12 protein-coding genes are annotated in these 13676 nt (G+C 52.9%); 5 read left to right on the top strand and 7 right to left on the bottom strand.

Annotated elements, in window-relative coordinates; translation table 11 throughout:
* Positions 1–6: 6 nt before the first annotated feature.
* The gene (locus tag ACTJKB_RS21335; protein ID WP_440836389.1) at positions 7–930 is read right to left on the bottom strand and encodes an AraC family transcriptional regulator N-terminal domain-containing protein; all 924 of its coding nucleotides are present in this window, start codon (positions 928–930) and stop codon (positions 7–9) included.
* A gap of 172 nt (positions 931–1102) precedes the next feature.
* Here ACTJKB_RS21335 and ACTJKB_RS21330 point away from each other — a divergent pair, with 172 nt between their 5' ends.
* Positions 1103–1840 carry an SDR family oxidoreductase gene (locus tag ACTJKB_RS21330; protein ID WP_440836388.1) on the top strand — a complete coding sequence of 246 codons (738 nt, stop codon included), beginning with the start codon at positions 1103–1105 and terminating at the stop codon, positions 1838–1840.
* A gap of 142 nt (positions 1841–1982) precedes the next feature.
* Here ACTJKB_RS21330 and ACTJKB_RS21325 read toward each other — a convergent pair whose 3' ends face one another.
* The 5 genes from ACTJKB_RS21325 to ACTJKB_RS21305 form a co-directional block, all read right to left on the bottom strand.
* Complete coding sequence (locus ACTJKB_RS21325) at positions 1983–2960, bottom strand: aldo/keto reductase (RefSeq protein WP_440836387.1); 978 nt, start codon at positions 2958–2960, stop codon at positions 1983–1985.
* Between the two features lie 51 nt (positions 2961–3011).
* Entirely contained in the window at positions 3012–3224 is a 213-nt protein-coding gene (locus ACTJKB_RS21320) for a hypothetical protein (protein ID WP_440836386.1), read from the bottom strand.
* 137 nt (positions 3225–3361) lie between these two features.
* The gene (locus ACTJKB_RS21315; RefSeq protein ID WP_440836385.1) at positions 3362–3916 is read right to left on the bottom strand and encodes a PadR family transcriptional regulator; all 555 of its coding nucleotides are present in this window, start codon (positions 3914–3916) and stop codon (positions 3362–3364) included.
* Between the two features lie 12 nt (positions 3917–3928).
* On the bottom strand, positions 3929–5449 hold the full coding sequence (locus tag ACTJKB_RS21310; RefSeq protein WP_440836384.1) for an MDR family MFS transporter: 1521 nt from the start codon (positions 5447–5449) through the stop codon (positions 3929–3931).
* Between the two features lie 219 nt (positions 5450–5668).
* Complete coding sequence (locus tag ACTJKB_RS21305; protein ID WP_440836383.1) at positions 5669–7519, bottom strand: diguanylate cyclase; 1851 nt, start codon at positions 7517–7519, stop codon at positions 5669–5671.
* Positions 7520–7744: 225 nt separating this feature from the next.
* Here ACTJKB_RS21305 and ACTJKB_RS21300 point away from each other — a divergent pair, with 225 nt between their 5' ends.
* From ACTJKB_RS21300 to ACTJKB_RS21290, 3 genes are all read left to right on the top strand, one after another.
* A complete protein-coding gene (locus ACTJKB_RS21300; RefSeq protein WP_440836660.1) occupies positions 7745–8098 on the top strand; it encodes a metal-sensitive transcriptional regulator in 354 nt (117 codons plus the stop codon).
* Between the two features lie 95 nt (positions 8099–8193).
* Positions 8194–8394, top strand: coding sequence for a copper ion binding protein (locus tag ACTJKB_RS21295; RefSeq protein WP_440836382.1), 201 nt, complete (start codon positions 8194–8196; stop codon positions 8392–8394).
* 115 nt (positions 8395–8509) lie between these two features.
* Positions 8510–10963 (top strand): heavy metal translocating P-type ATPase, encoded by a 2454-nt coding sequence (locus ACTJKB_RS21290; protein ID WP_440836381.1) that lies wholly within the window; start codon positions 8510–8512, stop codon positions 10961–10963.
* Positions 10964–11134: 171 nt separating this feature from the next.
* Here the strand turns inward: ACTJKB_RS21290 and ACTJKB_RS21285 are convergent, their stop codons facing one another.
* Entirely contained in the window at positions 11135–12097 is a 963-nt protein-coding gene (locus ACTJKB_RS21285) for a DMT family transporter (RefSeq protein ID WP_440836380.1), read from the bottom strand.
* A 199-nt stretch (positions 12098–12296) separates the two neighbouring features.
* On the opposite strand from ACTJKB_RS21285, the gene ACTJKB_RS21280 reads away from it, so the two are divergent.
* Positions 12297–13640 (top strand): PLP-dependent aminotransferase family protein, encoded by a 1344-nt coding sequence (locus ACTJKB_RS21280; protein WP_440836379.1) that lies wholly within the window; start codon positions 12297–12299, stop codon positions 13638–13640.
* Positions 13641–13676: the final 36 nt, after the last annotated feature.

The raw sequence follows: 13676 nt of genomic DNA, 5'->3' as shown, positions 1-13676 counted from the left end.
ACCACGTTAAGTAGCCGGGGAGATGATGGAGTCGCGCATGTGTTTGACGTCGCTGATTGGCGGGCGTCCGAACATGCGGGCGTACTCCCGGCTGAACTGGGAAGGGCTCTCGTAACCGACTCGAAAGCCTGCATCGGCCGCGTCCAGGAACTCTGTAAGCAGTAATCGGCGTGCGACTTGCAGCCGTATAGCCTTTTGATACTGGAGCGGGCTCATGGCGGTAACCTTTTTGAAATGCTTGTGCAGGGCTGAGGGGCTCAGATTGACTTCCTTCGCCAATTCTTCAATCAGAAGTGGCTTGGCATAGTCACGGTTAATCCATTGGATCGCTTCAGAGATGCGGTAGGCATGGCTGCCGATAAAGGCAAATTGTGTGATTGACGCTCCCTGCTCGCCTTGCAGCACTCTATAAAGAACCTCACGGGTGATCAGCGGTGCGAGGACCGGGATATCCTCGGGGGTCTCCACAAGTTTGACCAGCCGGAGGACGGCATCCAGCAGTGAAGGGGTGGATTGGCTAACGATAATCCCCCGGCCGGTCTTTCCTTTCCATTGTTGCGGGTTGCCCTTGACGATATCCAGAATGATGTCTGGAGTGAAGTTCAACTGAAGGCTGAGGTAGGGGGCTTGCGGGGATGCCTCTGTGATTTTACCGATAATGGGGAGATGAACAGGAGTGACGAGATAGCTGGCCGGGTCATAGGTGTAGCTGTCGCCTCCCACTGTGGCTGTCTTGGAGCCTTGCACGATAATGCACAGAGAGGGGACGTTGATTGAATGTCTCGGCTCCAGTACATGAGAGGAGCGTCTGAAAAAAAGTGAAGGCACAGCCGAAGGATGTGCGCCATCTGAAGGAGTATGATGCTGAATCAGCAAAGCCAGTTCACGCTGATATTCTGAAATTGAAGGGTTGATGATAGATAAACTCATGGATCTGTGCTCCTTTCCCGTACAGCCAGCTGAGCCTAGTGTAGCCACAATGGGCAGGATTAGGCAAGGATTGAATATGAATAGTCTACCTTTTACCAACTGGAAATCCCCATAATGAACAGGGTAAGCCATCAATAGAATGTGGCTAATAAGCTGGAAAGTGGGGATTTAGATGTCAGGAATTGAAGGCAAGGTTATAGCAATTACAGGTGCAAGCAGCGGGATTGGTGAAGCGGCTGCGCTTCTGTTAGCGGAGCGTGGAGCGAAGGTCGTGCTTGGGGCGCGTGGAACGGGACGGCTGGAGGCACTTGCGGCCCGCATCGCGAGTACCGGAGGTGAGGTCGCCTACGCTGCTACAGATGTAAGACGCCGTGAAGACGTCCTGGGGCTGGTCAATCTGGCATGTGAGCGGTACGGCAAGCTTGATGTTCTAATCAACAATGCCGGAGTGATGCCGATCTCCCCTCTTGATGAACTGCGCGTAGGGGATTGGGAGGATATGATTGATATCAATGTTAAAGGAGTGCTGTTCGGCATTGCGGCTGCGCTGCCGGTGTTCCGCAAGCAGGGGTTCGGGCATTTCGTCAATACCGCTTCTACCGCAGCATTTCGCATTGTCCCGAACATGGCTGTATACGCCGGCACGAAATTTGCTGTGCGCGCCATCTCCGAGGGCTTGCGCCAAGAGGCTGGGGATAAGCTGCGCGTGACGATTATTTCGCCGGGCATGACACGGACAAACTTTGCGGAATCCATGACCAACCCGGAGATCAAGGCCAAACTTGAGGAGTCCCGGGATGAGATCGCGATGCCGGCGGATGCCATTGCCCGCGCTATGGCGTTCGCCATCGAGCAGCCAGAGGGTGTTGATGTGAGCGAGATTATCGTCCGTCCCACTGCCCAGGGGTAAGAAGTTACTGATCGGCTCAGTTGCGCAATAGGCCAAGATTAGAAAAAGAGCCGTGCGTCTGCACGGCTCTTCTCACCTGCTGCTTCATCATTAACCCAGCTCATATCGGGAGAGCCGGGTCATCGTCAGCAGACTTGTTTGATTAAGGCAGCTTCTCGCCGCGCGAGCTGATGTACAGGTCATACCACTCCCTGCGGGACAGCTCCAGTTGGTCCGCATCTCTGCAGGCGGCGATCCGCTGCGGATTCACCGTTCCAATGACCGGCTGGATTGCAGCCGGATGACTCATCAGCCACGCGAGCACGATCGCCTCGGGGGTAGTATTCTTCTCTTCAGCCAGCGCTTTGACCCTGGCAGCCGTGTTCACGATATTCTCCGGCTGCCCTTCCAGAGGGCGGCCGCTGAACATTCCCTGGGCCAGAGGCCCCCAGGCCTGAAGCTGGATGTTCTCTGCGCGGCAGTGCTCGATGGTGCCCTCGGGGAAGGTGATATCTTTCCAGGGCTCCCGGTTGACGCTGATCACGGCATCCACCCAGCTGATTTTGGCCAGGCTCATATGCAGCTGGTTGACAATGAAGGGTTCATCGCAATAGGACTGAAGCAGCTTGATCTGGGCTGCACTCATATTGGAGACCCCGAAATGGCGTACCTTCCCGGCTGCTTTGAGCTGGTGCAGCGCTTCGGCAACTTCCTCGGGGTCCATCAGCGGATCAGGCCGGTGGAGCAGCAGGATATCGATATACTCTGTTCCCAGGCGGTTAAGGATTCCATCGACACTGCTCAGGATATGCTCTTTGGAAAAGTCAAAGACATTGGAGAGGTCTCCCGGTTCCATCAGCTTGATTCCGCATTTGGATTGCAGAATGATCTCTTCTCGCAGACCCGGACGATCCTTGAAAATCTGTCCGAATACCTTCTCGGCTTTTCCACGGGTGTAAATATCCGCATGGTCAAAAAAGTTGATTCCGATATCCAGCGCGGCTTCTACCGCTTCGTGGCCCTGCTTCACATGTTCTGCTGTAATCGGTTCGTGATCCCAGCCTCCGCCAAGCCCCATGCACCCCAGGGCAATGCGGCTGGCCGGGATTCCGCGTTTGTTCAGTGGCAGCGTTCTCAGCAAGAAGATCCCTCCGTAATGATAAAATGGCAGCTCCGAGGATAGTGTACCTCTTTAGAATCCGGTATGGTACTTTTTGTCACTGGAGGAACGGTGTTTGGTACCCTCCTTATCTTTTTCCTCCTGCTTCTCCAGGTTCAAATCCTCCATAGGAATCGGATCGACATTCTGCTCGCTTTCATCCAGATCGAACAGACTGGGCTTCTCTGTGGGATATTGCTCAGGATGATCGCGGTTGTCTCCTTGGAGCTTGTTATCTCGGTCCATGTATGATCTCCTCGCTTTCCGGCAGTTTGCTCATTAATAAACGGATTTAAGGCCCTGTAAACAGGAAAGAGGCCCGGGGGCCTCTTTTCAATCTGCCGTTTTACTTGAGAGTTGTTGCGGTGTTATTGTGTGCCTGCTTATAGATCAAGCGGTGTGCCGATATCACTCATTTTCCGTTCGGACACATCCTTGTAGAGCCGCTTCAGCCATTTCAGTTCGATTAGACTGTGCTCATATTTGCCATACATCGCATGAAGCGCCGAGCGTGGAACGATGGCAATATGCTCCTCATACACCTGATAGGAAAAATTCACCTGATGTTCAGTTTCACGAATCCGCTCTTCCAGCAGCTTCTCGACCTTACTCTGATCTATATGGCGTGAGAATGCAAGCGCAGTATAGAGCGGGTTGTAGATCAATTCATTTTTTTTGATCTGCTGCAGGATCAACTGCTCGAACAGGTCTTTGCCTTTGTCGGTAATGCGGTAGATCGTCTTGTCCGGACGGTCACTGCTTTGAATGACCTCAACGGTTTCTATATGTCCATCTCGGGCCATTTTGTCTACAGCATAGTATAAAGAACCCATCTGCAGTTTCATCATCTGATCCATGGTCCGTTCTTTCATCACGAGCTTAATCTCATAGGGGTGCATATCCCGTTCCAGCAGCAGGCCCAGAATCACCATCTTCATAGACATGACGGCTTAACCCTGATTACCGGCCGGCTGCTGTTTTTTGCTGTGAACCTTAAGGCGGTCACCCGGCATCAGGAGGACAAAAACAAATCCCAGCACAGCCGGTACCAGCGCCCACATAAAGGTATGGGAAATCGAGCCGGATAGTGCACTCGAGATCTTCTCCAGCACAGGGGCGGGAATCTGGGCTCTGGCTTCAGGAGTCAAGGCCGCGCGGGGATCACCGAATGACGAAGTGTCCGCACCCCCACCGAAGGCATTACTTAGCTCACTCGTGAAGCTGTTGCGCTGAATAATTCCGAAGATGGTAATGCCGAGTGTCATACCCAGCGAACGCATAAAGGTGCTGGTCGAAGTGGCGGAGCCGCGCTGGCGCATGTCGAAATGGTGAATCGAGGACATGCTGAGCACAGAGAACGAGAACCCTACGCCAAAGCCGGTCAACGCCATAAACACATTAAGCAGCAGTCTGGAAGTATCCGGGGTCAGCGTGCTTAAGGAGAACACTCCGGCCACGAAGCACACCGCAGATAACAGCATAATGTTGCGGAAGCTGGTTTTTGTAGTGAGCAGTCCTCCGGTCTGGCTGCCGATTACCGTACCGATCATCATCGGCATGAGGATCAGCCCGGAGTTCGTAGCCGAGCCTCCGTATACCCCTTGTACATAAATCGGAATATATACTGTGGCGACGATGAAGGCCGAACCGTAGAACAATCCCAATAGACTGCTTGTCGCAAACAGCCGATTGCGGAACATGGCGAAGGAAATGACTGCCTCGGGCGCCTGCCGTTCAATAAACAGAAAGGCAATAAGCAGTACGGCGAAGCCGCCGAACAAGCCGAGAATCTCCGCTGAATCCCAGGCATATTGATTGCCGCCCAGCTCCAGGGCAAACATCAGGCAGATAACAGCACCTACCAGTGTAAAGGCTCCGCCCCAGTCTATGCGCTGCTTGGAATGGGAAACGGATTCCTTGTAGGACATGGTGATCAGAATAAAAGCGGCAACCCCAATCGGCAGGTTGATATAGAACACCCACTGCCAGCCTACGTAGTCGGTAATATAAGCGCCTAGGAGAGGCCCTAACACGCTAGAAATCCCGAAGACGGCACCGAAGAGTCCGGTGAGCTTGCCTCTTTTCTCCGGGGGAAAGATATCGAACATAATGGTGAAGGCGATCGGCATAAGCGCACCGCCGCCAATCCCTTGAATCGCCCGGTATATACTGAGCTGGGTGATGCTGGTTGCCGTCCCGCATAGCGCAGAGCCGGCCAGAAATACGATTAGGCCAAAGATGAAAAACCGTTTCCGGCCATACATATCGGACAGCTTGCCGAAGATTGGCGTTCCAGCCATAACCATGACCATATAAGCCGAGGTTACCCAGACAATTTTATCGAGCCCGCCAAGGTCAGAAACGATGGTGCCCATAGCCGAAGCTACGATGGTATTGTCCATTGCGGACATTAGTATACCCAGCAGCAAGCCGATGACTACAAGCTTCAGGTTGCTTTCTTTACTATTCATAATTTGCAGACTCCTTCTGAAAAAGTTTCGTGAGCCTTATTATAGTCAAATTTGAATAGGGTAGCAAGCGTTATTTCGCTAAATTTTAAATGGAATACTCCCTTGCTCAGGTCTTAAAATCAGACAAAACAAATAACCGCCGCCCTTGTACAAGAACGGCAGTAGAACTAAGTATTCCAAAAGCGAGGACGATTCATAACAACAATTTCACACATTTTTTTAGCTTATATAGATCGCCGCTTCACTTCCGCAGGGGTCCTGTTTTTGAATGTATTGGATGAACAGCTCAGTCAGCTCGGGGTCGAATTGGCTGCCGGCACAGGCGCGAAGCTCAACAATGGCTTCTTTGAACGACTTTGTCGGCTGGTAGGGCCGTTCGGTAGTCATGGCGTCGAAGGAGTCGATGATGGTCAGCATCCGGCACAGCCGGGGGATTTCTTCATATTTGAAGCCGTAAGGGTAACCCTTGCCGTCGTAGCGTTCATGATGCAACTCGATGTAGGGGGCGAGCTCCTTGAATTTATCGTTCGTTAACGCCATTTCCCGGCCCCAGGTGACATGCCATTTGACCATTTCCCATTCTTCGGGCGACAGCTTGTCTTTTTTATTCAGGATACCCCAGGGGATCTCCAGCTTGCCGATGTCGTGAATCAGTGCGCCCAGTGTAAACTGCCGTTTGGTGAGGGGGTCGAGATTCAGCAGTTCGCTGATGTCTACCGCATAGCGGAAGACGCGCTTCGAATGCTTGAAGGTCTCCAGATCCTTGTACATGAACAGATTCAGCTGCTGCTCAATATCCCGCACATCCTGGCTGAAATCGATGTCCTGCTCCAGCAGTGATTGGCTGCCGTAGATATGAACGAGGTTTTTCCCTTGTTTTTTGGCATAATATAGCGCCTGGTCGGCATGGTCCACAAGCTCTGACTTGAAATGGACATCCGGCTGGTACGCGGCGATGCCGGCAGAGAAGGACAGACAGCCCTGAGGGAAAATTTCGCTGCCTTCAAAACGGGAATGATTGAGGGTTTTGCGCAGGGATTCCATGAAGTTTCTGGCCGCTGTGGCATCATATTCCGGCATCAGCAGAGTGAATTCCTCCCCGCCATACCGGGAAACAATAATCTTCGTATCCTGCGTCTCACGCTTCAGCAGCTCTGCCAAAAAAACGATCAGCCCGTCGCCCTTGAGATGGCCGAAATGATCATTGTACTTTTTGAAATCATCGATATCGATCATCGCCAGGGAGAGTGCTGTGCCGCTGGCCTGCGAACTGCGCATTTCCTCTTCCAGTGCAAGTTCGAAATAGCTGTGGTTGAACAGTCCTGTCCTCGGGTCGCGGTTGGAGCGTTCCTCAATATCACGGTACATGCTGAACAGCCGTTTGAAGGAATAGGAGATGAGAATACTAAGGCAGAGGAACAGTCCAAGTCCGACTATTTGATTGTGATATAGCAGAATAGTCAAGACCAGGGACAGCACCAATGTACAGGAATAGGCCAGGATGGTGTCTGTCAGCATTCCTTTGAGCGTGTCGTACAGATTTTTGTGAAAAACAACGTAGTAATAGAAGCCGATCAGCAACGTATTCAGAATAAAATATACGGCCATAGCGCTTACATAAGCTTCCAGGTGACTGCTGAGCAGCGCCCCCTGCACGGCACCCAGCGCAGTAAAAACATAGGAAGCGGAAGTAATCATAATGCAGTATACGGCAAAATTATTGAGATGCTTCCACCATGCTGTGCTACCCCATTCAAAGAACATCAGCACCAGGGAGCTCAGCAGCAGAGCCATAAGGGTGAACGATGGACCAAAAACAAAAATGCAGGCCAAGTATACGGAGGAGTCGAGCGATAACCCGTTCCCCTGTGGAGGGAGCTGAAAGGTAAAGAGGGTCAAAATCACTGCCGCTCCCGCCATGGCGGTAACCCAGCCCCATGCGGAGGACGAAAAATGCTGCAGGGAACCTTCACTATAAATAACAAATAAGCCCAGACCGATCAAGCATATGATAAAGGAGTACAAGTGTCCTTTGTGCTGTAAGAAGCTACCGGTTATGCGTTTGAACAACGCTGCCCCTCCTCTGCGTTCGTGATTGAGTATGCCTGCTTCGGGAAATTCCAGGAATTTCACCAGACGGATTCAAAGGAGTCTCTGAGTTATACATTCGCTTTCAGAGAAGGAATTCCTGCTAAATCATGACAAATGTAGTGGTTGTACGGGAGAGTGCGGAAAACGGTGGTAAAGTATTGACATACCCATGGGGGGTATATTATATTGTAGTTGAGGAGGCTGATTCCTGTGTCTACTAATGAGAAGGAGCACGCGGAGCATTCCTGCGGAGATGATTGTCATTCTTCTGCTCCCGGTGTACGCAAAAGTCATCATTCAGCGGAATTCAAGAGCGGGCTTACCACCCGGCTCAATCGGATCGAGGGTCAAATCCGCGGCGTCAAAGGCATGATCGAGCGGGATACGTACTGCGATGATGTGCTCAACCAGCTGGCGGCGGTCCAGGCGGCACTGAACAGTGTCGGCAAGCTGCTGCTTGAAGGGCATATGAAGAGCTGCATTATTGAGCGGATCGAGGCCGGGGAACATGAGGTTATTGACGAGCTGCTGATCACGGTCAACAAGCTGATGAAATAAGGCTAACCAAACTAAGCGTATGCTTCCGAAGCGGTTTTTCTACGAAGTGAATTCAGGAAGTATAGGCTAACAAAACTTTTAGGAGGGTTTTTATAATGTCTAACGCAATATTGAATGTAGAAGGAATGTCTTGCGGTCATTGTGTCAGTGCGGTAGAGAAGGCGGTAAGCGGTGTGGGTGCCGCAGCGAAGGTGGATCTGCAAGCTAAGACGGTAGCCGTTGATTATGATGAGAACAAAGTGAGCCTTAGCGCCATTAAGGCGGCAATTGAGGATCAGGGCTACGATGTAGTCTAATGGGAAGCTGCAGCATATAAAGGCTTGGAGCGGGGAATCCTTGAGATTTCAGAGGCGCCAATGCCTTTTCTTTTACAAAATATTATACCCCTTGGGGGTATGGGGGTGCGAATAAATGGAGAAGACAGCTGAATCCGCCCTGCAGCAGACCACGTTGCAGATTACGGGAATGACCTGTTCTGCTTGCGCGGCAAGGATTGAGAAGGGGCTCTCCCGTATGGAGGGGGTATCAAAGGCCAATGTGAATTTGGCGCTGGAGCAGGCAACCGTGGGATTTGATCCAGCGATTGCGGGAGTGCCGCAAATTGAGGAGAAGATCCGCTCGCTTGGCTATGATACCCGCAAGGAGTCTGCAGATTTCGATATCTCAGGCATGACCTGCGCGGCCTGTTCGGCACGGATTGAGAAAGTGCTGGGACGCATGCCGGGTATTGCGGCCGTGAATGTGAATCTGGCGCTGGAAACGGCGCATGTAGAGTATGCGCCGGGGAACGTTGGCGTATCCGATATTATGGAGAAGGTAAGCAGCATTGGCTACAAGGCAACATTGAAGCAGGATCGCAAGGAACAAGCCGACCAGCGCGGGCAGGAGATTGTGCGCAAACGGAATAAGTGGCTGATTTCTGCAATTCTCTCATTTCCGCTGCTATGGGCGATGGCAGGTCACTTCTCCTTTACAGATTGGATCTGGACACCGGAGCTGCTGATGAATCCCTGGTTCCAGCTGGTGCTGGCTACGCCGGTTCAGTTCATCATTGGATGGCAATTCTATATCAGTGCCTATAAGGCGCTGAAGAACGGCAGCGCCAATATGGATGTGTTGGTAGTGCTGGGCACCTCGGCGGCCTATTTCTACAGTTTGTATCTGACGATCGATTCCTTGAGTATGAGCGGAATGAATCATTTCGTGGATATGTACTACGAGACCAGCGCGATTCTGATTACACTGATTCTGGTCGGCAAATGGTTCGAAGCCCTGGCAAAAGGACGTTCCTCCGATGCGATCCGCAGTCTGATGGGCCTGCAGGCCAAGACCGCACTGGTGGTTCGTGACGGTGCAGAGCTGAGCATCCCGGTAGAAGAAGTGATTCCGGGAGACTTAGTTCTCGTGAAGCCTGGAACGAAGGTCCCTGTGGATGGAGAGGTTATTGAAGGTCTGTCCTCTGTGGATGAATCCATGCTGACCGGTGAGAGCATTCCAGTGGAGAAGAAGCCGGGAGACAGTGTAATCGGAGCTACACTGAACAAAAACGGCATGCTGCGGATCAAGGCCCGTAAGGTAGGCCGTGATACCGCGCTGGCGCAAATTATTAAAGTGGTTGAAGAAGCCCAGGGCTCCAAGGCGCCGATTCAGCGGATCGCAGATGTGATTTCCGGCATTTTTGTGCCGATTGTCGTGGCGATTGCGGCGGTGACCTTTGTGATCTGGTACGTCTGGGGCGCTCCCGGCCAGTTCGCTGAGGCGCTCGAGAAGGCTATTGCCGTGCTGGTTATTGCCTGTCCGTGTGCGCTGGGTCTGGCTACGCCTACCTCGATTATGGCTGGATCAGGCCGCGCAGCTGAATTCGGTATCCTGTTCAAGGGCGGCGAGCATCTGGAAGCCGCGCAGGGGATTCAGGTTGTGGTGCTGGATAAGACAGGTACCGTTACAAGCGGCAAGCCTGTATTGACGGATATCCTTACAACTACAGGCATCGCAGCGCATGGCAGAGAAAACGCCGAGAACCGCCTGCTGGCCCTTACGGCAGCTGCGGAGAAGCTCTCGGAGCACCCGCTGGCGGATGCCATCGTTGCCGGTGCTGCTGCCAGAGGTCTGGAATTGCCTGAAGCCGGACAGTTCCAGGCTGTGCCGGGACGCGGAATTACCGCAGTGGTCGACGGACAGACCATAAGTGTAGGCACCCGCAGGATGATGGAGGAAGGCGGCGCGGACCCTGGCCCATGGGCTCCGCATATGACTAAGCTGGAGCAGGAAGGCAAGACCGCGATGCTCGTGTCCGTGGATGGCGTGATTGCCGGAGTAGTATCGGTGGCCGATACCATCAAGGAAACCTCGCGGGCTGCGGTAGCCAAGCTGCATGAAATGAGCATTGAAGTGGTGATGATTACCGGGGACAACAAGATTACGGCCCAAGCCATCGCCGAACAGGCCGGCATCCGTACGGTGCTGGCCGAGGTGCTTCCGGAAGGCAAGGCCGCCGAGATCCGCAGACTGCAAAGCGGCGGAGTCAAGGTAGCCATGGTCGGCGACGGCATCAACGATGCTCCTGCCCTGGCGACAGCAGACACCGGGATGGCCATCGGCACCGGTACCGATGTGGCGATGGAAGCGGCAGACATCACATTGATGCGCGGTGACCTGATGAGCATACCGGATGCGATCATGATGAGCCGCAGAACGATGCGGAATATCAAGCAGAATCTGTTCTGGGCACTTGCCTATAATACGATTGGTATCCCGGTTGCCGCGCTGGGTTTCCTGGCCCCGTGGCTGGCCGGTGCGGCAATGGCATTCAGCTCGGTTTCGGTCGTCCTGAACGCGCTGCGGCTGCAGCGGGTGAAGCTGTAAAGATACGGCCGCAGGCGGAGGGAACCTGCGGCTGAACGTAAAAGAATCGCTTAGCGTTAAACGCTGGCGATTCTTTTTGATGATGTTGTAGGGTCGCCGCGGGCCAGTCCGCCCGGAAACAACGGCAGAAATGCCGTTGTAGGGGCCACGCCTCCGCGGGATGCTGACGCTTTACCTGTTTGGTGTACTTGGCGATAACGGCAGATCCGTCTTGGAGCTGACCTTTGCCTTTTTACGGCCCAGCCAGTTTGTACCAATGACCCCTGCGATAATCAGCAGCGATCCAATCCAGTGATACACTGTAATGTCCTCCCCGAGAAGGACCGCTCCGGCACCGATGGAGACGATGGTCGAGAGATTGGTGAACACGCTCATGAGGGAAGCTTCTATTTTGGACAAGATATAGGTTGATGTCAGGGTGGTGACGAGTGATGCAATGACGCCTAAGTACACAGCAGACAAGATAAAGGTGCCGCTCTGGAGCGGCTGAAGGAAGTCGCCCAGGGTTCCGCTGGCTACATGTCCGGTGAGCGAAGTGATCAGAAAGACGGCGAAGCCAATCCCCATCATCAGGTAGCTGAGTTCAGCGGGGCTGAAGTGGCTGGAGAGCGAACGGGCCAGCACGCTGTACCCGGCAAAGGCCAGGCAGGTCAGGAACAGCAGCACGATCCCGGTCATGTTAGACAGATGAAGGCTGCCCCCTTTCATGACAAAGATAAACACAACGCCGAATACAGACAGGAAGATACATAGCTTTTGGAGAAGGGTTGTGGTCTCCTTCAAGAATATCGAGGCGATGATCATTGTCACGACCGGAGTAAACGAATAGAGAATCCCTCCCTCAGCAGAGGTCGCGTGCTGGAGTCCGAACACTTGAAGTGTAAAAAATCCAAGCGGGTACATGGCTGCCAGCAGCAGTGCCTTGAGAACCGGCTTGCCGCGGTAGGATATTTTGACCCAGCCGAAGGCGACCGGAATCGACATCACTGCAAATGAAGCGGCGAAGCGGTAGGTTAACGTATCGAGCGGTCCGGCATGGCCGAGCGCCACCTTGGTGAAGAAGAATGAGAATCCGATGATGACTGCGTTAAGCACGGCAAAGGTATAAGCCAGCTTGAGTCCGTTTTGCTGCATGAGTGCATCTCCCTTTCGTGAACAGGACAGGATCGCCGAAACGTCTTATCTGTTACTTTAAAATTAAAGGGAAATCCGCAGGTCAACAATACCCGTTTTTCGCTACTGTACCGGTACAGTGAACCGATTCCTGTATAATAAATGAAGAAGAACAGTGATAAGATGAACCAACAAATGCTGTGACGAAGCGAGGTGTGCCATGAAAAAGTTTCATGCGGTCTTGTCCCAAATGGAGAAGGGGATCAAGGGAGGACAGTTCAGTCCCGGGCAAAAGCTGCCTTCTGTGCGTATTGCCGCAGAGTTCTATGGGTGCAGTGTCAGCACGATTCTTCGGGCATATGGGGAGCTGGAGAGATCACACGTGATTTATTCCATTCCGCAGAGCGGATATTACATGGTGGACAGGACAGAGGAACCGGCCGCTTCTGGAAGCAGTGGGGAGATGGATTATGCCTCGGCCTCGCCCGATCTGAACGTATTTCCGTATTTGGATTTCCAGCACTGCCTCAACAAGGCGATTGACCGGTACAAGTATCATCTGTTCACCTATGGAGATTCGCTGGGGCTGGAGACGTTGCGCCATACGCTGGTGTCTCATCTGGCAGAGTATCAGGTTTTTGCCAAAATGGAACGCATTCTGATCACTTCGGGTATCCAGCAGGCACTGGAGATTCTGGCCAGGATGCCGTTCCCGAACGGCAGGACGGAAATATTGGTTGAACAGCCGAGCTATGATATTTACCTGCGTTATTTGGAGGCGGAAGGGGTGACGGTGAGCGGAATCGCCCGTTCAGCGGCAGGGATGGATCTGCAGGAGCTGGAGGAGAGGTTCAGAGGCGGGCGAATCAAATTCTTTTATACCATGCCCAGATATCATAATCCGCTTGGAACCTCGTACAGCGTAGAGGAACGGAGAGCCATCGCCGGGTTAGCGGGCAAATACGATGTATACATCATCGAAGATGATTACATGGCGGACCTCGGGGCGGAGCGGCGTTTTGATCCAATTTATGCGTATGACCAGACGGCTCATGTGGTTTATTTGAAAAGCTTCTCCAAAATCATTTTTCCGGGTCTCCGGTTGGGTGCGGCTGTGGTGCCTGAACCGCTGCTGGATACCTTCCGCGCATATAAAGGCTACACGGACACTTCGTTATTGTCCCAGGCCGCACTTGAGGTATACATCAAGAATGGCATGTACGAGCATCACAGACACAAAATAAAAGCCCTGTATGCCGAAAGGATTCATGCCATGTATGAGGCCCTCCGGCAGCACAATACGGAAGATTTGATTGAGGTGTCTGCTGAAAGCTCCGGCATGTATATGCAATTCAAGGTGCCGGGAACAGTGAATCTGGAGCGTCTGGTCAAACGGCTGGGGGAGCGGAAGATCCGGGTCGTGTCAGGTAATGGATTCTATCTGTCCGGGTACCGGAACCGGGAAAAGTTCCTGCGCATCAGCATCTCACGCGCCCGGCTGGATCAGATTGATGAGGGGGTCAAGGCCATTGTCCAGGAGGTGAAGCGGGGGAGCGGGTGGTAGAGCGCAGCTGTGCCTGTTGTTTGTGGCTTTATTTGT

This window comes from Paenibacillus sp. 22594 (assembly GCF_052044425.1).
Lineage (GTDB): Bacteria > Bacillota > Bacilli > Paenibacillales > Paenibacillaceae > Paenibacillus_AQ.
The sequence above is the reverse complement of the archived record's forward strand: the minus strand, read 5'-3'. Positions and strand labels throughout refer to the sequence as shown.